The 25,437-nt window shown below is 32.9% G+C and carries 22 protein-coding genes; 9 read left to right on the forward strand and 13 right to left on the reverse strand.

Annotation, left to right across the window (positions count from 1 at the left end; translation table 11 throughout):
• Positions 1–89 precede the first annotated feature (89 nt).
• Both BM319_RS12420 and BM319_RS12425 read right to left on the reverse strand, forming a co-directional pair.
• The gene (locus BM319_RS12420) at positions 90–1,316 is read right to left on the reverse strand and encodes an ATP-binding protein (RefSeq protein WP_091022908.1); all 1,227 of its coding nucleotides are present in this window, start codon (positions 1,314–1,316) and stop codon (positions 90–92) included.
• Between the two features lie 132 nt (positions 1,317–1,448).
• Positions 1,449–2,594 (reverse strand): metallophosphoesterase, encoded by a 1,146-nt coding sequence (locus BM319_RS12425; protein ID WP_175495608.1) that lies wholly within the window; start codon positions 2,592–2,594, stop codon positions 1,449–1,451.
• 222 nt (positions 2,595–2,816) lie between these two features.
• Here BM319_RS12425 and BM319_RS12430 point away from each other — a divergent pair, with 222 nt between their 5' ends.
• On the forward strand, positions 2,817–4,070 hold the full coding sequence (locus BM319_RS12430; protein ID WP_091022912.1) for an ATP-binding protein: 1,254 nt from the start codon (positions 2,817–2,819) through the stop codon (positions 4,068–4,070).
• Between the two features lie 120 nt (positions 4,071–4,190).
• Here the strand turns inward: BM319_RS12430 and BM319_RS12435 are convergent, their stop codons facing one another.
• On the reverse strand, positions 4,191–4,967 hold the full coding sequence (locus BM319_RS12435; RefSeq protein ID WP_091022914.1) for a class I SAM-dependent methyltransferase: 777 nt from the start codon (positions 4,965–4,967) through the stop codon (positions 4,191–4,193).
• A 142-nt stretch (positions 4,968–5,109) separates the two neighbouring features.
• Between BM319_RS12435 and BM319_RS12440 the strand changes: the two genes are divergently transcribed.
• Positions 5,110–5,430, forward strand: a complete 321-nt coding sequence (locus tag BM319_RS12440; protein WP_025569146.1) for a hypothetical protein — start codon at positions 5,110–5,112, stop codon at positions 5,428–5,430.
• An 82-nt stretch (positions 5,431–5,512) separates the two neighbouring features.
• Entirely contained in the window at positions 5,513–6,190 is a 678-nt protein-coding gene (locus BM319_RS12445; protein WP_025569145.1) for a Dph6-related ATP pyrophosphatase, read from the forward strand.
• Positions 6,191–6,502: 312 nt separating this feature from the next.
• On the opposite strand, the gene BM319_RS12450 is transcribed toward BM319_RS12445, so the two are convergent.
• Positions 6,503–7,498 carry an NAD-dependent epimerase/dehydratase family protein gene (locus BM319_RS12450; protein ID WP_091022916.1) on the reverse strand — a complete coding sequence of 332 codons (996 nt, stop codon included), beginning with the start codon at positions 7,496–7,498 and terminating at the stop codon, positions 6,503–6,505.
• Between the two features lie 20 nt (positions 7,499–7,518).
• Positions 7,519–7,890 carry a DUF2500 domain-containing protein gene (locus BM319_RS12455; RefSeq protein ID WP_025569142.1) on the reverse strand — a complete coding sequence of 124 codons (372 nt, stop codon included), beginning with the start codon at positions 7,888–7,890 and terminating at the stop codon, positions 7,519–7,521.
• Positions 7,891–8,545: 655 nt separating this feature from the next.
• On the opposite strand from BM319_RS12455, the gene BM319_RS12460 reads away from it, so the two are divergent.
• The 3 genes from BM319_RS12460 to pheA all read left to right on the forward strand — a co-directional run bounded on the left by BM319_RS12460 (position 8,546) and on the right by pheA (position 11,179).
• The gene (locus tag BM319_RS12460; RefSeq protein WP_025569141.1) at positions 8,546–8,983 is read left to right on the forward strand and encodes a galactokinase; all 438 of its coding nucleotides are present in this window, start codon (positions 8,546–8,548) and stop codon (positions 8,981–8,983) included.
• Between the two features lie 257 nt (positions 8,984–9,240).
• The gene (locus tag BM319_RS12465; RefSeq protein ID WP_069032743.1) at positions 9,241–10,227 is read left to right on the forward strand and encodes a LacI family DNA-binding transcriptional regulator; all 987 of its coding nucleotides are present in this window, start codon (positions 9,241–9,243) and stop codon (positions 10,225–10,227) included.
• Positions 10,228–10,330: 103 nt separating this feature from the next.
• Complete coding sequence (gene pheA / locus BM319_RS12470; protein ID WP_091022918.1) at positions 10,331–11,179, forward strand: prephenate dehydratase; 849 nt, start codon at positions 10,331–10,333, stop codon at positions 11,177–11,179.
• Positions 11,180–11,228: 49 nt separating this feature from the next.
• Here pheA and BM319_RS12475 read toward each other — a convergent pair whose 3' ends face one another.
• Positions 11,229–11,519 (reverse strand): hypothetical protein, encoded by a 291-nt coding sequence (locus BM319_RS12475; RefSeq protein ID WP_025569077.1) that lies wholly within the window; start codon positions 11,517–11,519, stop codon positions 11,229–11,231.
• A 137-nt stretch (positions 11,520–11,656) separates the two neighbouring features.
• Positions 11,657–13,075, reverse strand: a complete 1,419-nt coding sequence (locus tag BM319_RS12480; RefSeq protein ID WP_091022920.1) for a sigma-54 interaction domain-containing protein — start codon at positions 13,073–13,075, stop codon at positions 11,657–11,659.
• Between the two features lie 332 nt (positions 13,076–13,407).
• Here BM319_RS12480 and BM319_RS12485 point away from each other — a divergent pair, with 332 nt between their 5' ends.
• The 3 genes from BM319_RS12485 to BM319_RS12495 all read left to right on the forward strand — a co-directional run bounded on the left by BM319_RS12485 (position 13,408) and on the right by BM319_RS12495 (position 17,594).
• Positions 13,408–14,619, forward strand: a complete 1,212-nt coding sequence (locus tag BM319_RS12485) for an ornithine--oxo-acid transaminase (RefSeq protein ID WP_025569075.1) — start codon at positions 13,408–13,410, stop codon at positions 14,617–14,619.
• Between the two features lie 14 nt (positions 14,620–14,633).
• Complete coding sequence (locus BM319_RS12490) at positions 14,634–15,920, forward strand: Glu/Leu/Phe/Val family dehydrogenase (protein ID WP_025569073.1); 1,287 nt, start codon at positions 14,634–14,636, stop codon at positions 15,918–15,920.
• A 267-nt stretch (positions 15,921–16,187) separates the two neighbouring features.
• Positions 16,188–17,594 (forward strand): amino acid permease, encoded by a 1,407-nt coding sequence (locus tag BM319_RS12495; protein ID WP_025569072.1) that lies wholly within the window; start codon positions 16,188–16,190, stop codon positions 17,592–17,594.
• Positions 17,595–18,489: 895 nt separating this feature from the next.
• Here the strand turns inward: BM319_RS12495 and opp4A are convergent.
• The 6 genes from opp4A to BM319_RS12535 all read right to left on the reverse strand — a co-directional run bounded on the left by opp4A (position 18,490) and on the right by BM319_RS12535 (position 25,122).
• Entirely contained in the window at positions 18,490–20,268 is a 1,779-nt protein-coding gene (gene opp4A / locus BM319_RS12510; protein WP_069032747.1) for an oligopeptide ABC transporter substrate-binding protein, read from the reverse strand.
• Positions 20,269–20,292: 24 nt separating this feature from the next.
• Positions 20,293–21,198, reverse strand: coding sequence for an ABC transporter permease (locus BM319_RS12515; RefSeq protein ID WP_069032748.1), 906 nt, complete (start codon positions 21,196–21,198; stop codon positions 20,293–20,295).
• A gap of 14 nt (positions 21,199–21,212) precedes the next feature.
• Positions 21,213–22,178, reverse strand: coding sequence for an oligopeptide ABC transporter permease (opp4B, locus tag BM319_RS12520; RefSeq protein ID WP_069032749.1), 966 nt, complete (start codon positions 22,176–22,178; stop codon positions 21,213–21,215).
• Positions 22,179–22,193: 15 nt separating this feature from the next.
• Positions 22,194–23,120 carry an ABC transporter ATP-binding protein gene (locus tag BM319_RS12525; protein WP_091022929.1) on the reverse strand — a complete coding sequence of 309 codons (927 nt, stop codon included), beginning with the start codon at positions 23,118–23,120 and terminating at the stop codon, positions 22,194–22,196.
• Entirely contained in the window at positions 23,101–24,126 is a 1,026-nt protein-coding gene (locus BM319_RS12530) for an ABC transporter ATP-binding protein (protein WP_025568565.1), read from the reverse strand. The genes BM319_RS12525 and BM319_RS12530 overlap by 20 nt, the downstream gene beginning before the upstream one ends.
• Before the next feature lie 558 nt (positions 24,127–24,684).
• The gene (locus BM319_RS12535) at positions 24,685–25,122 is read right to left on the reverse strand and encodes a Dps family protein (RefSeq protein ID WP_025568566.1); all 438 of its coding nucleotides are present in this window, start codon (positions 25,120–25,122) and stop codon (positions 24,685–24,687) included.
• Positions 25,123–25,437 lie beyond the last annotated feature (315 nt).

Here is a 25,437-nt window from a genome sequence, read left to right on the forward strand (position 1 = left end):
ATGAGAAAGTTAATTACAAATAAATGAACCATCTAACTATTTTTTTAATGTTGACCCATTGAAAAAAAGTTCAAGTTTGTGGTATTTCTTCAGTTATTTTCACCTTGCCAAATAGGTAAATAAATCCGAAATATGGATCCTTCATTTTCTTTACTACTTACTTTAATTTTACCTTTAAACTTTTCGATTATATTGAAGCAAACTGTTAGCCCAATCCCTGTGCCTCTTTCTTTTAGTGAGTAGAAGGGAGTGCCGAGCTTATCAACTGTTTCTTGGGACATTCCAATTCCTGTGTCTATGATTTCAATAAGTGCATATTCATTTTCTTGTAAGAGATTGATCGTTATTAAACCGGCATCATGCATCGATTCGATTGCGTTTTTCATCAAGTTAACGAGAACTTGTTTAAATTCAATTGGATTTATTTTTGTATAAAGTATTTGGTTTAAGTTTAAATGGAAACCGATGCTTTGGATATTTGCCATGGAGGCAAGCAAATCAGTTACCTTCAATATTTCTTTATTTACTTCTACAACTTGTAGCGTTTCAGTTTGAGGTTTTGCTAGTGATAAATAATCATTAATAATAATTTGAGCGTATTCTAATTCTTTTAGCATTGCATCTACGTAGTATTTTTCGTCTGGGTTCATTGTTTTTGTTTTTTGAAAAAGTTGTGCAAAACCTTTTACGACGGTAATTGGATTACGAATTTCATGTGCAATCGTTGCAGCTAGTTGACCAATCGAATTTAATTGTTTCGCTTGTTGTATTTCCTTGTAATTGGCTTCTAAAGCTATTACCTTCGTCTCTGTTTGCAAAAATACAAATAAGAGTATTAATTGTATGGAAAGGAATTCTAATATATTGCCGATAGGGTCTAATGCTATATAAGAATATTTTTCTTTTAGATCGGTGAATGAGATTAGTAATACAAAAGTAGGGCCAATTATTATATTTAATGCCCAACCGATATAAAATGCTATCCGATTATATAAAAAAATCGTGAAAATTGGAACGATTGCTACAAAACTATACATTGTTGATGTGTCTGGGTATGTCCAAAATTTAATATACACATATAATGATGAAATGGTCGTAAATAATACTTTCGAAAAAGTATTATCTCTTTTAATAAAATTGAATAAAGCAAAAATAACAATGAACATTAAGATAATTTGAATAATAAGTTCAATTGGATGATCCTTAAAAGTTAAAGGAGAGAGTGTAATTCCTACTAATAATAAGGAAGTGATTGAAGCCATAAAGAAAATATAAATTCGACGGCTCCTTTTGTTGTAGTACTCTGTATTTTTCATGCTTCAATCTCCGTTCTGAAAAGAAACTTTCAATAATATTTTACACTTTTCAGAAAATTATTTATAGATAAATTATGACAAAATTAATTAAAAAAAGACCAAAAAAGTGTTTTTTTGGTCTCTTAATTTAAATTAATTAGAAAATGAAACAGTGATCGTTACAATCTCAGAAGGGTTACCTGTTCTAATTGGAGGTCCCCAAGTTCCAAATCCTGATGAAACGACAAAGTGTGAGCGTTCTTTTTGTAAATAGCCCCAATCAATTTCATAAAGTCGACGGGTAATTAAGTGATTTGGCATAAACTGTCCACGATGTGTATGGCCAGACACTTGTAAATCTACGCCTAATTGTGTTGGAATTTCTAAATGATAGGGTTGATGATCAAGTAAGATAATTGGTTTAGTATGATCGATTCCTTCAAATAGTTCATGTAAATCTAAGCGTTTTTTACTTGCAAGGTCTTTACGTCCAACGATATAGAAATTGTTCTCAACGAGTTCTTTTTCATCTAATAAAATATGAATTCCAGCATCCTTTAAATGCTTGGCAAGTAAATCTAAATGTCCACCATAATAATCATGATTACCAGGTACTGCGTATGTACCAATTTTTGGCTTTAACTTTTTCAACGTTTGAATCATATTTTCCTCAACAAATGGAGTAATATCTTCATCAATTATATCTCCAGCAATTAAGACTAAATCAGGGGAAAGCTTATTAATCTTTTCAACAAGAAACGCTAATCTTTTATTCGTGACTAATGTGCTTAAATGTAAATCTGAAACTAGTACAATTGATAGTTCTTTATACTTTTCATTTGTTTTTTCAACATTGATGTCATAATGTACAATTTGTGTGTCTAGTGCACTTTTTCTACCTTTTGCGATAAGGCTTGCGACACATAATATGACAATTGTTCCAAGTATCACAGTTATACTACTTGTTTTGAAAGATGTAAATTCTCTTAAAATCAGTCCAACTAAATCAGCAACGATGACAAAGAAAATTAAATAATAAAAGATGGCTAACCAGTATGCTCCAATTTTATGGATCGGTTTAAAGAATGATGTAGGAAGCTTACTTTTTAAAACTCTTGAAAGAATGTACGCAAAAGTTATTAACAGAAATACAATCCAATAGATTACTTTTATTGTTGGATTCATCCATTTACTTAGTAAAGCATTAATATAAATCCATCCATTAATACCTATGTAAAAATTAATTAGGAAAAAGAAAATCATAACCAAAATAATATTTAATACGATTCTTTTATTCATAGTGATCCCTTTCATACGATAGTGGTAAGGTACTTCTAGTATAAATGTTTAAACTTATAAACGCACCTTTTTCACTATCTATAAATTATAAAAATATTAATCGACAGAATATGAAAAATAGTGTGTGTTATTAGGGTAAAATAAAGGATTTTTGGAATTATTGTCGTATTATATTTATGTTAGTTATATTTCGAAAATTTCGAATCTAGTGAGGATAAAAACGTGTTAATCGAAAAACTTTTGCTACATGTTTTAATCATATTAAGTCCAATATTAATATACAGTATTATTTATGAAAGGCATGGCTATAAAGATAAAATTTATCTTTTTGGCATGTTTCAGGCTGTAGCCGGATTTTTTTGCATGGCCTTTCCATATCCAGCATATGGGTTATTTTGGGATTTAAGATATATCCCACTAACGATTGCGTTTCTTTATTGCGGTTATCGCTGGGGGATCGTGACTTTTTTAGCGATCTTATTAGCTAGATTAATTTTAGGTGGAGACGCTACCATATTTGGTATCATCAGTATTACCTTATCCTCACTAGGGTCTTTAATTTTATTCAAATGGTTTTGGACATTTAAACCTAAACAGAGAATATTAGCAACAGCGCTTATTAGTTTATGGCCTGCTTTAGTTCAACTAGGAATCTTATTTACTTTTTTAATCGTAAATAAGATTAGTTTTAAAAGCGATTACAGACTATTTGGGTTAGTTTTGATTTTTATTGTTATAGAGTTAATCGCAATTACTTTAGGAGCAAAACTGATTGAAACACTAATTGAAAATAAAATACTACATAAAGAAATACAAAGAGCTGAGAAACTTAATACGTTAAGTGAAATGGCAGCTTCTATTGCTCATGAAGTTAGGAATCCACTTACAGTTGTTAAAGGTTTCCTACAATTAATGCAAGAAAGCAAAGACAATCAGTCTATGGAATATTTGCCACTAGTATTAAGCGAATTAGGTAGAGCAGAAGGAATCATTAATGATTATTTAAACTTTGCAAAACCACAATTTGAAAAAGTAGAAACGTTTAATTTAAAGCAATGTGTTTCAGATGTAGTCACCTTATTAGTTCCTTTAGCATTAAAGCAAAATGTTAAATTAAAAGGGGATACAGAAGTCGAAACATTTATCAATACAGATAAAAATCAATTTAAACAAGCACTAATAAACCTAATTAAAAATGCAATTGAGGCAACTAGCTCAGGGGGATATGTACATACGAAGCTACACGAAGAAAAAGATAAAACAGTTATTACGATTAGAGATAATGGAAAAGGAATGACTAAAGAACAGCTTTCACGTATTGGTACACTTTTCTATTCAACGAAAGAAAAGGGAACTGGCGTAGGGACCACAGTTTCTGTTCGAATCATTGAAGCAATGAATGGAACAATCACTTTCGAGAGTAGCGTTGATGAAGGAACAAAAGTAACAATTAAACTACCAAAGGTTGAGCCTTAAGAACGTAAAGTGAATGGATAATTGATTATATTTTTAAAATGGTAAAACTTTAATGCAAAAATGTAAAAACGCTTAGAAGTAGACTAAGCGTTTCTATTAATATGAGTTGTGTCCATAATATTATTTCTTTCTAGCAAACCAAACTGTCCAGCAATCTTTTTCAATAATACGAGATTGATGCTGAAGCTTATTAACGATGAATTTTACTAATTGATTTAGCTCTTCATCAGTGAGTTCATGAAGAATTGATCGACCTGTTCTAAGTAATAAATCACTCCGAAGTGATTCTAGGTCAGTATAAATGCGTCTTGTTTCCCAAAGTTTTACTGTATTTTCTATATGAAATCCAGATGATTCTAATGCTGTGCGCATTTCTTGTGAATCATATCTTCTTGATATTTCTTTCGTTTTCAATTTTGGATAAAGGTCAAAAAAATAACCTCGTAAATGGCTATCATCTCCAGGAAGTAAACAATCTTCTGGCGTCCGGTCTTGTACGATTAATATTCCGTTCTTTTTTAGTAAACGATTTGCCTCATTGAAACAGGTATTTAAATTATCTAAATGATGGACTAAAGCTCTTTCCAAAACTACATCATAACTTGAAGATGGAAGTTTAGTATGATATGCATCTCCTTTACGAAAAGAAATGTTACTGTAGTCTATACAGTTTTCAGCAGCTCCTTTAAGCATTTCCTCTGAAAAATCTACCGCCGTAACGTGGTTTACTTTTAACTTAGTGAGAGCTTTCGAATAGATCCCTCCACCGCAGCCTATATCAACTGCGTCTTTTCCATGAAAATCAATGTTATCCCTCATTAACTGAGTCCAAGATTGATCAGCCTCTCTAGTTGTGTAAGTCTTATTATTTTGTGCATCGTGGAAGTTGATGGCCATTTGATTACCTCCCCAAATTTGAATCAGGTGCTTCTATATACTAGTATAGACGATGATATTACACTGAATAATATCAATAAGTTATTGGCATTAATAAGATATTTTTATTAAGAAAAGCGTTAGATAAAAAGGAATGGTGAAAATGGAAGATACAATAGTAAGATTTGAAAGCCTAAGAACGGAATTAATCAATCACTATGAAGCATCAAAAGGAAGTATCTTTGGCCATAAAGGATTAAAAATTCAAGGTAAAGTTTTTGTGTTCTATAATGAACCTAATATTGTTGTAAAGTTAAAGCCAGAAGATGTTTCAACAGCTTTAAAATTAAGCGGAGCAAAAAACTTTGACCCAATGGGTGGGAAACCTATGAGAGAATGGGTTGAAATTCCATACGGGGATCAACAGTGGTTTGATTATGCAATAAAAGGTATGACATACGTTAAAAGTTTACTAAAAAATTAATAACTAAAAATTTGTTTTTGATAAGCTATGGATGGAAATTTAATTATTTCTATCGCTTTAATGTTAAGGGAGAATGATATAAGTGAACAACCGTAGAGTAGCAGTTTCTTGGAGTGGTGGGAAGGATTGTTGTTTAGCATTAGATTTACTAATTAAAAATAAATATGAAGTGGCATGTCTAGTATCAATGGTATCGAAAAAGGATGAGAGGAATCATGCGCACGGGACTCCACTTGATTTCTTGCAAATGCAAGCAGATGCAATGGGAATTCCTCTTGTCATGATTGACTCAGCAGGTAAATACGAGGAGTCAATGATTAATGGACTTAAAACAATAAAAGATCAATTTGACCTTTCTGCGATTGCATTTGGTACTTTATATGTCGAGGAAGATCGACAATGGAATGAACTAGTTGCAACTAAGGCGGGACTTGAACCGATGTTCCCGGTGTGGATTAAGAAAAGTGAAACTACTAATTTACTGGACCAATGGCTTGCGACTGGATACGATGCAATTATTTGTAGGGCAAGAGAGAATATTTTCGATTCTACAATCGTAGGTAAGAGCTTAAATAAAGATTTAAAACAACTGTTCATTAGCAAAGAAATCTGTTTAATGGGCGAGAGCGGCGAATATCATACGTTTGTAATTGATGGACCAATATTCAAAGAGCGCTTAAATATAGTAGAGGCAGATACAATTCTAAATAGTGGATTATGGTCTTTAAATATTAAGGAAATACAAACGTCTATTAAATAGATTTGTATCGAGTTTTTTATAAAGATAAGATAGTTTGAGATTGATATTAACATTGCTTTAGTTGGGTGCGTAGAAAAAATCTGTAACTGCAAATAAAAGTGGTAAAAGTGCAAATAAAATCCTCGAAACTGCAATTAAAAATCCTAAAACTGCAAATAAAAATGACAAAACTACAAATAAACCGCCTAGACCTTCTAATCAATGGCCAAATCAATATAAATTTACTAGATTCAAATAAGTCCGATCAAAAACAAGCTAAAATCACTAAAATATAATTAATTTAGGTGACTTTAGCTTGTTTTTAGTTTTTACTTACTTTCGATCATTTGTCGTTAAGTACCAGTCAGCATAACGCTTAATACCTTCACTAATTGAAACTTTAGGTTCATAGTTTAAGTCATTTTTGATTTTTTCAATGTTTAGTGTATAGTCGTAGCTTAAGAAGTTGGCAATATGCTTGGAAACCTTTGGTGGCTTGTTCGTAATCCTCGCAATTATTTCTGAATTCAAGGCGATAAATGATAGTAGTTTTGGTGAGATGTTTTTTGTATTCAACTCTTTATTTAAGGCTAAGAAGAGCTGTTTAAGCACGTCAATTAAATAAATAGGTTGATCATTTGTAATATTGTAGTATTTACCATTAAAGGCATCATCTGTATTCATACAAGCGATAATCATATCGACGACATTATCGATATAAGTAAAATCCATTAGAACTTGTCCTTTATGAACTAATGGAATTCCGCCATTTTCATTTATCTGTATAAATCTTCCGAAAATCGTATGATCGAAGGGACCAAAAATTTGTCTAGGTCTTAGTGAGATTGCGGGTAGTCCTTTTTCGATTGCATCTTCAATGATTATATCTGCCATATGTTTTGTTTTAGCGTAGAAATTAGAGTGTTTTGATGGTAGCGGATCACTTTCTTTAACATCTTTACGACTCTCACTAGTAAAGTACACACTCGGGGTCGAAATATTAATAAACTTTTTTAAATCTGTTGAAAGTGAAGCTTTAACAATATTCTTTGTTCCTTCAACATTTGTTTTTTCAAATTCAGAAAAACGTCCAAAAGGTGCTGCAAGTGCAGCACAATGGATTACATAGTCTACATTCTTTATTTTTTCTTCTAATAAGACAGGGTCATTCAAATCTCCTTTAACAAAGGTGACATTTTCCATCTTATTGAAAAATTTAGCTGCTTCCTCATTTCTTCCAAAGGCTATAACGGAATAGCCCATTTCACTTAATTTTTTAGTAGTATGTTTTCCTAAAAAACCCGTGGCACCACTTATGAAAACATTCATTATTCCACCCCGAAAAGAAATTATTGTCGCTCAAAGTTTATGAATCTCGTTCCTTGGAAAGTTAGCTTTCCTGTATCATTTTCTACTAATTGACCATAAATGAATCCATCAATTTGAAATTCAATTCTGTCTCCAGATTCGACCTCAAGTGTAACATAATAATGTGTAGAGGAATGAGCGAACTGGTTCGTATTAGCACGCTGAACATAATCTATTCTTTTAGTAACTATTTTTGCTGGGACAATTAATTTGGGTTGTTTATTATTATAATTCCATTGCTTTAATCCTTTTATTAGTGCAAAAAATATACCTGCAAAAACGAAGACGAAAATGATTGGAAATACGAAAGCGATAATTTTAAAAATATCAAAACCTGCATCAAACCCTGACATGATTAAGACCCCCTTTTAATAAATTGTAAGTCTTACACTTCTTAATTCTTTTTAAATCAAATAGAACTCTCTATATATAGTTTATTAAATTTTCTGAAAGTAATAAACTTATTTCTTTCAACAAGTAAATAAAATTGGTGCGGTATTGTAAACGTTCTAGTTTTTTAGTGAATTTTATTTCTATTATTATTTAGGTATAACTCTAAAAATGATCTGACTAGTAAAAAATGTAAAAAAATTACTATTAATAATCTAATAGGACTACTGCCCAAAAAGCTTTAAACCAATTGGGAATTTCGTTATTTTTCTTATATGAACATTAATTGTGACAGAATAAAAAACTAAGTAAAAAATCCTTCCATTTTAGTAAATTTTAATTGGATTAATTATTGACCAATAATATCCAGGGGAGTAGGATACTTTTAATAGAACTCTTTTTTCTCTTTATTATGTTCCATCGCCAAGGTAGTAGCTTTTAAAACTAGTATGGTGATCACAGTACTAGTAGGATTGTTATCTATTAAAAGTAAGAATTGGAATAAGGCTAGAGTGGAGATAAAGGGTTAGGTAATTAAATGTTTGGTTTAAATCTATTTCTATCTGATCGAAAAGCGGGTAGGGAATATGGAAAATTAGTTATAGGAGTGATAAGGAAATGAATGTTAAAGACTTAGTAACAGTTTACAATCAGTATTACAGTCATTCTAATTTACGCGTTTTTTTTGTATCTGGCCATACTGACGAAATCGAAGAAATTACAGACTTTGATGGAAAAGGTCACCATGCTTCACAATCATTAGGCATTTATGTGCTTTTATCTAGAACAGAGACACAATTAATTAAATTAGTATCCTTAAACTTTGAAGATTTAGGAATCATTGAAATTTCTTTAAATGATTTAGGTGACGAAATAAAGCATGACTGGACTAGCTACTTAAAGAAAGTGATAAGTTATTTAAAACAAGCAGGGTATCGTATTAATAGGGGGATGGACATACTGATTTACAGTAATCTTCCAAATGAAGTCGGACTATCCTCAACTAAATCAGTTGAAGCTTTAACAGATACAATGTTAAAAACTTTATACGAATAGAAACGAGAAACCACATCAATATTTTCAACAAGTAAAAAACAACTAAGATTACTCCGGAAAATTAAATTCTCCTCCTGTAAATTATAATATTTCAAATTTGCTTAAATAAAACTTAATTATACGATCTTGATTTAAAGAAAATAAAATATGTAAAAAATTCTCCATATTTAATGAATAATCGTACAACCTTGAACTGTTAAAATTAAAGTAATAGTTTCGAAAACAATTCAGATTGGAAGGTTACGAGGAGAGTTGTAATGACTACAATTAAAGAAATTGCCGAAAAAGCAGGTGTATCGATTGCGACTGTGTCAAGAGTGCTTAATTATGACCCAGCACTATCAGTAAGTGACGATACAAAACAAAGAATTTTTGAAACAGCAGAAAAGCTTTCATATAAGAAAAAATCGAAAGTAAAAAAGAATATTGCAAAAATCGCACTTGTTAAAGGTGATAATGGAAATGAAGAATTAAGTGATCTCTTTTATATGCTAATTCGTTTTGGAATTGAAAATAAGTGTGAACAAAATTCCCTGCACATTTCTACTTTTTTTCGTGGGAATGAAAAGGGGATGTTAGATGAGCAAATACTTGGTGTGATTGCATTAGGTAAGTTTGATGATCAGCAAATTAGTTCATTGAAAAAAGTATCGAAAAATATCGTTTTTGTTGATTTTTCACCAGATGAAGAGAAATACGATTCTGTTGTTACAGATTATGAGAATGCTATTATAAAAGTTTTAGATCATTTTATATCGCATGGACATCAAAAAATCGGATATATTGGTGGACGCGAGTATGATAAGAAGCAAGGTCAAAAAATTAATTCTCGAGTAAAAACATATAAAAGTTATTTAGAGGAAAAGGGGCTCTTTCGAAAAGAGAATCTGTACTTAAGTGAATTTACAGCTGAAGCAGGGTTTAATTTGATGAACAAAGCAATACGAGAACAAGGTGGAGATTTGCCAACAGCATTTATAATAGGTTGTGATACGATGGCTGTCGGATGTTTAAGAGCACTTCATGAAGCAAAAATATCAGTGCCAGAGCGTGTAAATCTAATTGGGATGAATGATTTCGTGTTTTCAAAATATCTTTTTCCTAGTTTAAGTACTTTGAAGGTATACACTGAATTGATGGGTGAATCTGCAGTGGATTTATTAATGGAAAGACTTTTAGGTAGGAAAGTAGCCAAAAAAGTGATTGTTCCTACAACGTTAAAGATTCGTCAAAGTAGCCTTTAATGCAGGTGTTTGCGAAATTTGTAAGATAATTTCTAAAAATTAAACTTTTTACTTTTAATCTTAACTCTTTTTAGTATAATTAAAAATTAAAAGGAGTGGGAACGTGAAGGTTGGGTATTTAGGTCCTGAGGCGACTTTTACACATGTTGCTGTTCGGTCTGTTTTTAAGAATGATGAACATATTGCTTATTCTAGTATTCCTGTTTGTATGGATAATGTAGCTGAAGGGGAAGTTGATTTAGTGGTCGTTCCAATAGAGAATTCGGTTGAAGGATCTGTGACTACAACAATTGATTATCTTGTACATGAACAGCCATTAAAAATGGTTGGTGAAATTATTATACCGATAAGACAGCATTTATTGATGGCAAAAGGACAAGCACATCGAGTAAAAGATATTGAGGTGATTTATTCTCATTCTCATGCGTTAGCTCAGTGTCACACATTTTTGCATAATCAATATAAATATACAAAATTAGAACCAGTTACTTCTACAAGTGCTGCGGCTAAAATGGTTAGTGAGCAATCTAATGAGTGTATAGCTGCGATCGCTAACGAATTTGCTGCAAAGAAATATGGGTTAGAAATTGTTGCTTCAGATATTCATTCAAATTCATATAATCACACGAGATTTATTGTTTTACAAAGACATGATGCGAAACTGGAAACGAATTATTTTGAACCTAAACATACTAAGGCAACTCTAGTTATTAATATGCCGGAGAATCGTGCTGGTGCGCTTCACCAAGTACTTTCAGCATTTGCTTGGAGACAGATTGACCTTTCAAAAATTGAGTCCCGCCCGACGAAAACTGGATTAGGAAATTACTTTTTCATTGTTGATGTTGAGATGGGCTATGATGACGTATTATTACCTGGAGTAAAGCAAGAATTAGAGGCTTTAGGCTTTAGTGTAGAAGTTTTAGGAAGTTACTCAACAATCTCATTATAAGAAAAGAGAAGGTATAAAAACCTTCTCTTTTATATTTTTTATTTTTACATTAATAGTAGTAATAAGGGGGAGGACAATAGTAACCTGGTGGGCAATAAGAGTAAGGATAGCCATAGCCATAACCATAACCACCAAAGCCCCAAAATGGGAAAAATGGAAAAAATGGACGGAAGAACGGACGGAAAAATGGACGTCCAAATCCAAATCCGAATCCAGGTCTACCAAATCCAAATCCAGGTCTACCAAATCCGCCAAATCCTCCATGAAAACCTCCGAAGCCACCGTGTCCAAAGCCACCGCCACCAAATCCATGCGGACGATACTCATGTTCATTCGACATATAAAAAACCTCCTTTACTTATGAGTCTTACATAACCAAAATATGCAGGACAAAAGTGGAAGGTTTGGGCAAAATGTATTTTATACTGAATTTGAAAATTAAAGTTATTTAATCCAAATTTTTCTATTTATTAAAATTTAATCATTCAATAAATTAAACTTACGAATTCGATATTGTAAGTTTTGTCTACTGATGCCTAATTGTTTTGCAGCCTGTGTAATGTTGCCGTTATGTTCATTTAAAACATTCATAATATGATGTTTTTCTTTGTTCAATAAAGTATTTTTTAAATTTGATTTTTCATCTATTGATTCTACGTGTAATGTAACGTCTTTTTGTCGTTGAACGACTGGAGTAGTACTTGTATTTCTATTTTCATTAAAAAACCTAGATGGTATATGAGTTGCAGATATAGTTGTTTCATTTTCTACTAAGTTCATTGCACCTTCAATCATATGTTCAAGTTCGCGTATATTACCTGGCCAGTTATGATTAAGGAAAAAGTTTGTTACATTTTCATCTAAGTTAGTTACCCGATGGCCAAAAAGACGATTATATTTTTGAATAAAAAAGTTTGCTAACAACAATATATCTTCGAAGCGTTCACGTAGTGGCGGTAGAAATAATGATACGACACTTAGACGATAATATAAGTCTTTACGTAAATGATTATTCGCGATTGCTTCAATAGGGTCTTCGTTGATCGTAGCGATAATTCGGACATCTAATTCTTTTTCGTTAATATCACCTATTCTTCTAACTTTACGTTCTTGAATAACCCTTAAAAGTTTAGCCTGTAAGTTAGGGCTAAGTGAATTAATTTCATCTAATAGTAATGTTCCACCATTTGCCTCTTCAAATAATCCAGGCTTATCAATTGCCCCAGTAAATGCTCCTTTTTTTGTCCCAAAAAGAATACTTTCAATTAAGGATTCTGGAAGTGCGGCACAATTTTGAGAAATGAATGGCTTTGTTGCTCTTTTGCTGGCATTATGAATACTTTGAGCGAATAGTTCTTTACCTGTTCCAGTTTCTCCAACAATTAATACGGAGGAAGAAGTTTTGGCAGATCTTTTTGCATCTTCTATTATGTTTTTAAATGACTCGGATGTTCCGATTAATTGTTCAAATGTATAACGTGTATTTCGGTTTTGAAGTATACCTTCTTGCACAGATTGCTTCAATTCCGTCACGTCGCGAACCATTTCGATCGCTCCAATAATTTTATTTTCTTTCATTATTGGGTAAGTATCATTGATTGTCGTAACTTCTTTTCCTTTATTATTAAAATAAGATTGTTTAATATTTTTTCGTACTTTACCTTTTTGGAGGGCATCAAGTAAGGTGCTCGATTGGTTTTTTTGAAACGTGAAGACATCTAAAAGATTTTTATGTAAGACATCCTCTTCATTCATCATTTCAATTTCCATTATTTTCCGGTTATACACCATTGTATTTGCATCTTGATCAACTACATGTATACCGATATCTATTTCTTCTAATATTAATTGTAATAATTCATCAACAGCTAAAAAGTTTTGCTTATCATTTTTCATATAATTCTCTCTTTTCATAGTAACAATAGAAAAAATTTGCACTTCTAACTATTTTTGGTAAGATAAAAAGGCAGTTTTTTTCCGAATGTGCTAATTTTCTTTGTTAATCGTTTTTTTGCTGCAAATATTCTATGCATATTTTAATTAATTTTGCGCCTGAATGCAAAAATATTTTGCAGTAAATTGAAAACGGTAACATACTGAAGGATGTATAACGCTTAGAATAAGTACATTTTGTGAATTTTAATTTATTTAACATGTTTGGCACGGAAATTGCTTATTATTTTAGTAAGAAACTAAAAAAATTAATCAATAATATTGGGGGAACTCAAATGACAACTAATTCTCAAAAGATCATTGACCAAACAAATCAATATGGCGCAAATAACTATCATCCACTTCCAGTAGTAATCTCTAAAGCTGAAGGTATTTGGGTTACAGACCCAGAGGGTAACAGATATTTAGATATGTTAAGTGCATATTCTTCTGTAAACCAAGGGCATCGTCATCCAAAAATTATCCAAGCTTTAAAAGATCAAGCTGACAAAGTTACATTAACTTCTCGTGCATTCTATAGTGAAAACATGGGTGAGTGGTATGAAAAGGTAGCAAAAGTTACTAACAAAGATATGATTTTACCTATGAACACTGGTGCTGAAGCTGTTGAGACAGCTATTAAAGCTGCTAGAAGATGGGCTTATGATGTTAAGGGTGTAGAAGAAAACCAAGCTGAAATTATTGCTTGTGTTGGAAACTTCCACGGACGTACGATGGCTGCAGTTTCTTTATCATCAGAAAAAGATTATCAACGTGGATTTGGACCATTCTTACCAGGAATTAAGTTAATTCCGTATGGCGATATTGAAGCATTAAAAGCTGCAATTACGCCTAATACTGCTGCATTCTTAATCGAACCAATTCAAGGTGAAGCTGGAATTAATATCCCTAAAGAAGGGTTCTTACCTGAAGTAGCTGAAGTTTGTAAAAACGAAAACGTATTATTTATTGCAGATGAAATTCAAACAGGTTTATGTAGAACTGGTAAAACTTTTGCGTGTGATTGGGATGGAGTAACTCCTGACATGTACATTTTAGGTAAAGCACTTGGTGGCGGAGTATTCCCAATTTCATGTGTTGCTGCAAATCGTTCAATTTTAGGCGTATTTGAGCCAGGTTCTCACGGATCTACATTTGGTGGCAATCCTTTAGCTTGTGCGGTTTCTGTTGCTGCTTTAGAAGTTCTTGAAGAAGAGAAGTTAGCTGAGCGTTCAAATGAGCTTGGAAACTACTTTATGGAAAAATTAAAAGAAATCGATCATCCTCATATTAAAGAAGTTAGAGGACGTGGATTATTTATTGGTGTTGAACTTCATGTACCAGCACGTGTTTATTGTGAAGCATTAAAGAAACAAGGTTTATTATGTAAAGAAACACATGATACAGTAATTCGTTTTGCACCACCATTAATTATTTCAAAAGAAGATTTAGACTGGTCAATTCAACAAATTAACGAAGTATTTAGCCAATATAAAGCAACTGTATAAATGGAGCGATAAAAATGACAACTACAATCCCACAAAATGAAGTACAAAACAAAATCAAAGAAGAAGGCAGAGAATTAATTGAGTCTACTCAAGAAGTAATCTCAGAAGCACTTCATAAACTTGGTTATTCAAAAGAACTTTATGAGTTATTAAAAGAACCATTACGATTTTTAACAGTTCAAATACCGGTAAGAATGGATGATGGCTCAGTGAAAATTTTCACTGGCTATCGTTCACAACATAATGATGCTGTAGGTCCTACAAAGGGTGGAATTCGTTTCCATCCTGAGGTTAATGAGGACGAAGTAAAAGCTTTATCAATGTGGATGAGCTTAAAATGCGGTATCGTTGATTTACCATACGGTGGGGGAAAAGGCGGTATCATTTGTGATCCAAGAAAAATGTCAATTTATGAGTTAGAGCGTTTAAGTAGAGGATATGTTCGTGCGATTAGTCAAATCGTTGGACCAACAAAGGATATTCCTGCTCCAGACGTATACACTAACCCACAAATTATGGCTTGGATGATGGATGAATATAGTAGAATTCAAGAATTTGATTCTCCTGGATTTATTACTGGTAAACCACTTGTATTAGGTGGATCAGAAGGACGTGAAACAGCTACAGCTCAAGGTGTTACGATTTGTATCGAAGAGGCTGCTAAACGTAAGGGAATCGATTTAAAGGGTGCTAGTGTCATTGTTCAGGGATTTGGAAATGCGGGTAGCTTCTTAGCGAAGTTCATGGTTGAAGCAGGTGCAAAGGTAGTCGGTATTTCTGATGCACTTGGCGCATTATACGATCCAGACGGTTTAGATATTCATAGCTTACTAGAAAAAAGAGATAGCTTCGGAACAGTAACTAATTTATTTACTGATGTAATTTCGAATAAAGAATTACTTGAAAAACCTTGTGATATTTTAGTTCCAGCTGCAATTTCAAACCAAATTACAATTGAAAATGCTCACAATATTAAAGCATCAATCGTAGTTGAAGCTGCAAATGGTCCTACGACTCTAGAAGCTACTAAAATATTAACAGAGCGTGAAATTTTACTAGTTCCAGACGTACTAGCAAGTGCTGGTGGAGTTTCTGTTTCTTATTTTGAGTGGGTTCAAAATAACCAAGGTTACTACTGGTCAGATGAAGAAGTTGCTCAAAAACTTCGTGAAAAAATGGTGCGTTCATTTGATAGTGTTTACCAAACTTCAGTTAACCGCAAAGTTAATATGAGATTAGCTGCATATATGGTTGGTATTCGCAAAATGGCGGAAGCATCTCGTTTCCGTGGATGGGTTTAATAGACTAATAGGTTTGCTCCAGGTGGAAATTCCATCTGGAGCACTTATATTGTATTGACAGATAATAAAATCTATTTTTATAATTAAGATATTATTTCGTTACAATAAATTTGTATACGCTTACAGATATTATCTGAAAATTTAGTCTTAAAATACGTTGGTTTAGAGCGTTTTAGTGTTCGTTAAGGGAAGTATGGGAACTTATATTCTGTTATATCAGAATATTTTAACTTATACGCACAATTTACATCTAGAGGAGGGACTTTCATGAAACAACAAGAACAGGGGTTAAAGAAAGAGCTTAAAAGCAGACACTTGTTTATGATTGCTCTTGGGGGAGTAATTGGGACAGGATTGTTTATGGGATCAGGTTATACAATTAGTGAAGCTGGCCCAGGTGGAGCAATATTAGCCTACTTAGTAGGTGGATTCGTAATGTATTTAACAATGCTATGTTTAGGAGAATTAGCAGTTAATTTACCAGATGCTGGTTCTTATCAAACTTATGCAACTAAATATATCTCACCAGCGTCAGGCTATGTAGTTGGATGGATGGCATGGTTAAACTGGTCGGTAACAATCGGTTTAGAGTTAATTACAGTTAGTATGTTAATGAAGAGATGGTTTCCAGATGTACCGACTTGGATCTGGTGTGTAGTATTTGGGGTATTATTATTCGCAGTAAATGCACTTTCAACGAAATCCTTTGCTGAAGTTGAGTTTTGGTTTGCAAGTATTAAAGTAGTAACAATTGTTCTTTTTATTATTTTAGGTGGAGCAGTAATGTTTGGCTTTGTACCAATGGAAGGGACAAAGGCTCCAATGCTTTCTAACTTTACAGACCATGGTGGACTTTTCCCGAATGGCTTTTTAGCAATTATGATTACAATGGTTGCAGTTAACTTCTCATTCCAGGGAAGTGAATTAGTAGGAATTGCAGCTGGTGAAAGTGAAGATCCAGCAAAAGCTGTACCTAAAGCGATTAATAACACTGTATGGCGAATTCTAGTATTCTTTATTTTATCAATATTTGTTTTAGCAGGCTTATTCCCTTGGGAGAAAGCTGGCTTAGTAGATAGTCCATTCGTAGTAGTATTTGATAACATCGGTATTCCATATGCAGCTGATATTATGAACTTTGTTATTATTACAGCAGTGCTATCAGTTGCTAACTCAGGTTTATATGCAACATCTCGTATGATGTATTCAATGGCTCAAAAAGGAATGGTTAGTTCGAAATTAGGAAAACTATCTAAAAGAGGTGTACCATTAAACGCTTTAACTTTTAGTATGTTCTTTGGATGTTTATCTCTATTATGTGGTATTTATGCTGAAGACACGGTTTATCTATGGCTACTATCAATTGCAGGATTTGGTTGCTTATTCGTTTGGGCAAGCATTGCATTATCAAATCTTTTAGGTAGAAAGAAATACATTCAAGAAGGTGGGAAATTAGAGGATTTAAAATATAAAACGCCTCTTTATCCAATCGTTCCAATCGTTGCTTTTGTTTTAAATGTGGCTGTAATTATTAGCCTTGCATTTATCCCAGACCAACGTATTGCATTGTACTGTGGTGTTCCATTTATGATTGCATGTTTAATCTATTATCATTTCTCTGCTAAGCATAAGATTGAAAAACATGAGCAAGAAGTGAGTAAAAAAGTAAGTTAATAATTTTTTTGAGATTGTCTCAATAGTTTGTGAAAACTCGCTAGTAAATTACTACTAGCGAGTTTTTTACGCTGTTGAAAAAAAACCTTGTCAATTAAATTACCAAATTTTCGTAAAAGGAGTAGAGTGATGTTGATTTCCACTACAGTATGCACGCTTTCCATGGGGCGGGATTCTTTAGCCTCCTCGGCAAGCCTGCGGGGTCTCAGCCTTCCCGCTAATCCCATAGGAGTCGAGCACCCTTTCGTTCCAATCAACTTATTCATAAAAAAAAGTCTGCAATAAACCCTAATCCAAAATCCTTTACTTAGAGTAACCTAACCGTTGTGTATTAATCAGCTTGTAGGTCAACTAATATCGAACTTTAATTAAACCAATCAACTGAATTTGAATCATAAAATTGCTTTAAAATATTAACATTTAAAACCAATGATATATCATCCAAAAAATGATTATATATAAATAAGTTCAATTTAATGTCCGTTTTCCCTCTGAAAACTCGCTAGTAAGTTACTACTAGCGAGTTTTTTTTGATTTGTGGCGGCTGAACAGGTTTAGCGTATTGTATAAAAATTACTACTTTATTAACAAAGTTCACAATTTTATCAACAGTGTGCATATTTTCATTACTATTTTTTTGATTTTGAAGAGGAAAGCGGCTACTTATCCACTGATTTGATAATCTTGTTACGGTTTTTAACTGATCCTGCATTAAATATCAACAAATGTTGGTAGGTCTTGTTAATAACTTTTATTAATTCAATAGAGAAGGGAAGAGGGTGGTTATTTATCCACATATTTACTGTTATGGCAATGGATTCATTATGAGTTATACACAAAAAAAGAACTGTCCCAAAAGTACATTGACTTAAGGGACAGTTACATTTGTTACAGCTTATTTATTTTTTTCAGACTCTTTGCTTGTTACAGTGATGTCTTGTAAGTGACCTTGGAAGCCTTGACCAGCTGTTAAGTCGTAGCCTTTAACGCGCTTATTAACTCCATCTAAACCGAAGCGGAATAGAGTAGGGATAACTGGCACTTCGTCATTTACAAGCTCTTGCCATTTATCGTATACTTCTTGACGGTATTTTTCATCAAACGCTTTTGCTGAAATACCTTCTTTTAATAGTTTATCATTGTCGTTATTTACCCAACGAACGTAGTTGAATGGTGCATTTTTCGCCCAGATTCCAGATGGGTCTGGGTCAGAACCTGTTCCCCAAGCTGCTGCGAAAATATCGATTTTTGGATTATCTTTTTCTACCATATCGTAGAATGAGTTGAACTCATGTAAACGTCCATCTAATAATTGAACATCTAAGCCAACTTCTTTCCAAGATTGTAAGTAGAATTGTGCTAATGGTTCAGCGATATCGCCACCACTCATAGAAGCGAAGTTGATTTTAAATGGTTTTCCGTTCGGATCTTCACGTAAGCCATCTCCAGTTACATCTTTGTAACCAGCTTCGTCTAGTAATTTTTTAGCTTTTTCAGGATCATGAGTATATCCTTTTAATGCTTTATCAAAGTATTTAGGGAATGATGGTGGAATTACAGATGTTGCAGGCACTCGTAATCCTTTGTATAATTTTTCCCCAACGGATTTGTTATCAAGGGCATAAGCCATTGCTTGACGTACACGCTTATCTTGGAATTTTGGATTATCCATTACGTTTACACCATTTTTCGCATCGTAATGACCTAATTTAAATCCAATGTAAGAGTAAGCTAACTCAGTTTTACCGATTAATGAGATATTTTTTAATTTTTTAGCTTGATCATATTGGTCAGCTGAAACAGAAGCGATATCGATATCTCCGTTAGCTAGAGAAGATGTAGCAATAGTTGGATTAACAACTTTTAAAAGTACACCGTCAAGTTTTGGAGCACCGTTCCAGTAATCTTTATTCGCTTCGAACTCTACAGCTTCACCTGGAGTGATCTTTTTAATTTTAAATGGTCCAAAGCCGATAGGAGCTTTACGAATTTGGTCAGATGATGCTAATTTATCGATAGGCACATTGCCTAAATATTTTTTAGGTAGTGGGTTAGTCCATAATCCAGTAAGTACAGATGGGTTAGCTTCTTTAAATGTAATTGAAATTGTTTTAGGATCAATTACTTTAACGCCGGAAATGTTTTTTGCCTTTCCGTTATGGTAATCTTCCATACCTTCAATCATAGACATTTGTGAGTCATAACGTACACCTGTGTATTTTGGGTTACCAATTACAAGATAAGAATATTCTAAATCCTCTGCTGTAACTGGATCGCCATTCGTCCAATTTACATTATCGCGAATTTTTAATGTGATTGTCTTTTTGTCATCGCTTAATTTATATGTAGCAGCACCATCTTGGTCATAAATATAGTTTTCATCTGTTGAAAGAAGTGCTTCATCAAAGAATTGAAGAACTTGAGAATCTGGATCGCCTTCATAGAAAACTGTATTTAAGATACCTTCAAATGGCGTATCTGAAACTAAACCATATTTTAAAATGCCACCTGAAATCGATTTTTTGTTATTTGAAACTTTAATTGGAAAAGCAGCTTGATCGATTTGCTTAGTAGTAGTTGAAGTCTTTGTGTCGCCACCTTTACATGCTGAAAGAATCATCATAGATACTGCCATTGCGCTTAATACTTTAGTAAAGCTTTTTGCATTTTTCATATTTCCACTCTCCTTATTTTTTAATTAACCTCTTCTTTGTCTAGCATCAGCTGCACGCTTTAGCGCTTCACCGATGAAATTTATACTCAGCATGAGCACTAAAATCATGCACGATGCAGGTAACCATATCCACAACTTATTTTGTAAAACATCAGGATTTGTTGCATAACTAACTAGTGTTCCTAAACTTGGCGTACTTTCTGGTAAACCAAATCCAAGGAAGGTAAGACCAGATTCAATTCCAATATTTCCTGCTAGGTTTAAAGTGAATGCAACGATTATTAAAGAGCTTACATTTGGTAAAACGTGTGAGATAATGATTTTCCAATTCGGTGTGCCAATTGCTTTAGCTGCTGCCACATAATCTAATTCGCTCTCTGATAATACTTTTGAACGAATTAACCTTGCTTTACCTGTCCATAAAAAAAGACTCATAATAAGGACAAAATTTATGATTGAGAATTTAGGTACAACTGTTACGAATACAATAATTAACATTAATGTTGGTAAGGATAAGAAAAAGTCAATAATACGCATTACGACACTGTCTACCCAACCACCAAAATAACCAGCTATTAAACCTAATGCTAGGCCTAGTAGATTTGTAATAATTGTGATGAAAAATCCAATAGTAAAGGAATTTCTTGTCCCAATTATTAGTTGTCCAAATATATCGCGTCCCCCGTAGTCAGTACCTAACCAATGAGTAGAGGAAGGAGGTTGATAGATTGATAGAAAGTCTACTTTAACAATTTGATCTTGATCTAGAATAAGCGAAGTACCATACACACTTATTATTATTAGACCAAGCACGATAAGAGAACCTAAAGCTAACTTATCTCGTCTAAATTCAGCCCAAATGACACTAAATCCTGATGGACTTTTTCGTTGCTCAGTAATATGAGTTTGATTTTCGATTTTTAATTCCATAAATTTCACCTACCCTATTCAATCCGTATACGTGGATCTACGATGCTTAGAATAATATCTGAGATTAATGTCCCAAAAAGTGTTGCAAGACATGTCATTAAAACAAGCGCATTTACAACAGTAAAATCACGTAACATAACGGATTTGACGAACAGTTGCCCAATTCCTGGATAGCCAAAAATTGATTCTAAAAATACAGAACCAGCAATTAAACCAGTAATCTCATAACCTAAAAATGCAGCGATTGGTAAAAATGAATTACGTAAAATATGTCTAGAATAAACTTTAGATTCAGGAACACCTTTTGATCTAGCTGTTCTTACAAAATCTTTTACTTTTGTATCAATAATTTCACTGCGTAAATATTGTGAAATTCCAACAGTTGAAATAAGTGCACCTGATAAAGTTGGTAAAACAAGATGATCTAACTTGCTTACATAATAAGCAAAAGTTCCGTCAGCAATTTGAGGGTCTACGCTACCGCCCGTAGGGAAAAGATCAAAATAAAATCCAAAAACAAACAACATAACAATTCCAAAAATAAATAGAGGGGTAGCAAATCCTAAATAGTTATATCCGGTTATCAGCTTATCTGCCCACGTGTCGCTATAGCGTCCACTAATAATACCAAGTGGAATTGCCAGTAAATAAGTTACAAGAAACACGCAGAGAGCAAGTAATACAGTATTTCCAATACGATCGCCGATTACATCGACTACATTGATTTTGTGTGTATAGGAAACACCAAAATCTCCTTTTGCAACATTTTTAATCCAATGATAATACTGAACATAAGCTGGATCATTTAAACCCATTTCTTCACGAATTTTTTCAATTTCTTGTGGATTAGCTTTTGGGTTAATCGAACGTCCAGTTAGTGCATCACCTGGCATTGCTTTAGCTAGTGCAAAGATTAGTATACTCAAGATAAGTAGCTGAGGAATCATGATGAGTATACGGCGAATGACAAATTTTAACATATTCGTTACTCCTTTCTAAGGTAATGCTACTCGATGAGTATCAGAGATTGGTTTTAAATCAAATGGTCGACCATTTTCATCAAAGTAAGAAGAAGCATTTTGTTGATATTCTTTTCTAACTTCTTGTCTTTCTTTAATTTTTTCTTCTCTAACTTCTGGACGAATATCTGGTATTGCTGCAATTAAGCGTTTAGTGTATATATGTTGTGGGTTATTTAAAATATCTTCAGTAGTGCCTTCCTCAACAAGTCTCCCTCTATACATAACACCAATTCGATTACATAAATGGCGTATAACGCCTAAGTCATGACCGATAAATAAATAAGTTAGTTTGAACTCTTCTTGTAAATCTTGTAAGAAATTAAGTACTTGTGCTTGTACTGAAACATCCAAAGCAGAAACAGGCTCATCTGCAACTATTAACTTAGGTTGTAAAGTTAAAGCTCTAGCAATCCCAATTCGTTGACGTTGCCCACCAGAAAATTCATGTGGATACTTATATAGTGATTCTGGAGATAATCCAACTTTATCAAGGTAGTAAAGTACTCTTTCACGTTCTTCTTCAGCAGTTAACGTTTCATAGTTTCTTAGCGGTTCTGCAACTAAATCGATAATTCTCTTTTTAGGATTTAAAGAAGAGTATGGGTCTTGAAATATCATTTGAATCTCTTGGCGAAATGCTCGCATTTGCTTTTTATTTAGTGTTATTAAGTCATTGTCTAAAAACTTAATACTTCCATTAGTAGCCTGTGTCAATTGAAGTATTGCCTTACCTGCAGTAGATTTTCCACTACCTGATTCTCCAATAAGGCCATATGTTTCGCCTTCGTTTAGTTCAAATGAAATTCCATCAACAGCCCGAACATGATCTACAATTGTTCGAAAAATACCACCACGAATAGGGTAATGTACTTTTAAGTTATCAACCTTTAATAGAGACATTTATGATCGGTGCTCCTTTCTCGTTCTTGAAATGGAAATGCTTATAACAAGAACAACGTACATAATGATTTGGTGTAACTTCGTGCAAGATAGGTTGATTTTCATGTGCATAATTTTGAATCCAAGGAATACGGTGGCTGAATCGGCAGCCTGTTCTAGGTAGTTTGTCTAATGGTGGAACTGTACCTTCAATAATATGAAGTCGTTGATTTTTTGAATGAGTAGTAGGAATAGAGTTTAATAATGAGCGCGTATATGGGTGTAATGGATTATTTAGTATTTCTTCTACTGAACCAGTCTCAATAATTTGTCCAGCATACATAACTGCAACACGGTCTGCTACTTCTGCAACAACACTTAAGTCATGCGTAATTAAAATGATGCCTAGCTTCGTTTTCTTTTGTATTTCTTTTAATAAATCTAATATTTGAGCCTGTATCGTTACATCTAAAGCAGTAGTTGGCTCATCTGCAATAATAAACGAAGGGTTACATGCGATGGCAATTGAAATCATAGCACGTTGTCTCATACCACCAGATAATTCATGCGGGTACTGTTTATAAGTAACCTCTGGCTTTGGAATTCCAACTTGATCTAGTAACTCTAATGCACGCTCCTTTTTTTGTGAGCGTGATAGATCAGTATGAAAATCTAAATTTTCTTCAATTTGTTTACCGATCGTCATTAACGGATTTAGAGCGGTAAGAGGTTCTTGGAAAATCATTCCGATTTCCTTGCCTCGAATTTTATTCAACTTACTATCATTTAGCGTTAGTAAATTTGTACCCTTGTAAGAGATCGATCCATTCATTTTTGTACGATTATTTGAATGTAGTCCTAAGATTGATAGGGCTAGAGCACTTTTACCGCAGCCTGATTCACCCACAATTGCAAGAACTTCATTTTCATGGACAGTCAGTGATACATCATCCACAGCAGGATAGTATTGGTTGTTTATACGAAACGATGTCGTTAAATGTTCGATTTCCAAAAGAGGTTTTGACATTTCGTGTCTCCTTTCGAGATTTCATGAGCAAAATTGTTGATATATTTTGAATTTTCATAAGTATAATATTATTACGCGAATGTTTCAATATGAAAACATTTTCTGTAATATATAGTCCTTTTTGACTAAAATTAATTCGAAATTCGGATTAACTAGTAAATTAATAGGGAAAAAATGTCATTACGATTCGATAGAAAGGTTGATAGATTAAATAAAATAAGGGAGAGTAAGGAAAACACGGAATGAAAACGTTTACAAAATGGTAAATAGCGTAGATAAAAAGATGTGTTTGAAAATAAAGAAGAAAAAAAGAGGTTTTTGTCGGAAATTGAATTAATTTAGTGGAAAATATATTTTCGATGTACAATTTGTAGTTTTAAATTCCTAGTTCAAATTGCCTGTTTTTACACTAAAAAATAAGAAATAGATTAAAAAATATATGTCTACTAAACTTTAATTTTAGATAAATCATGAAAGAAAAAAGCAGTATAAAGATAAAAGGATGAATAATCCATTTTATTTTACACTGCTTTTCTTAATTTAATCTTAAGTTTTAACTCAATTTAAGTAGGCTGTTAACATCCAAACATGCTTTGCAAGTTGCTCTCGAATGGCTAATAGTAAATCATGAGTAACTGAATCATTTTCAGACTCTGCAATTTCCATACCATCTTTTAATTCTTCAATTAAATAATGATAGTCCTTAGTAATTTCCTGGACCATTTCATCAGAAGTAATATTCTTATTTGCTTCTTTAAGGCTTGAAGTATCAAGATACTCTCTCATTGTAGCTAGTGGTTTTCCACCAATTATTAACACTCGCTCTGCTAGCTCATCAATATGTAAACTTGCCTCATTGTAAAATTCCTCAAATTTAGTGTGTAGAGTGAAAAAATTTGGACCTTTTACATACCAATGATAGTTATGTAACTTTACAAATAGGATATTCCAGTCTGCTATTTGCTTATTTAGCACATCAACAGTCGTTTTTGAGATGGATGATGTATCCATTAAAATCCCTCCTCTAAATGATGTAAAAGATTAAAAAACCATATAAACCATCTTAACTGATATTGAGTAAAAATAGTCATGGTAATATTTGATAGCTAAGACAACAATTAGTAAAATTAACGTTAAATTGTAAATAGCTTTATATTGAAATAAAAATCTCCGTCCTTGTAACTTGGATTTAAATGATTTTTAAGCATAAAGGATTCATAATTAAAATAGTAAGAAGTTGAAAAATATTTACTCATAAAGGGCTCATGAGTAAGTAAAATAGCAAAATGATGAAAAGTACTTACTCATAAA

The sequence above is a fragment of the Bacillus sp. UNCCL81 genome, from assembly GCF_900112535.1.
Classification (GTDB): Bacteria; Bacillota; Bacilli; order Bacillales; family Bacillaceae_G; genus Gottfriedia; species Gottfriedia luciferensis_B.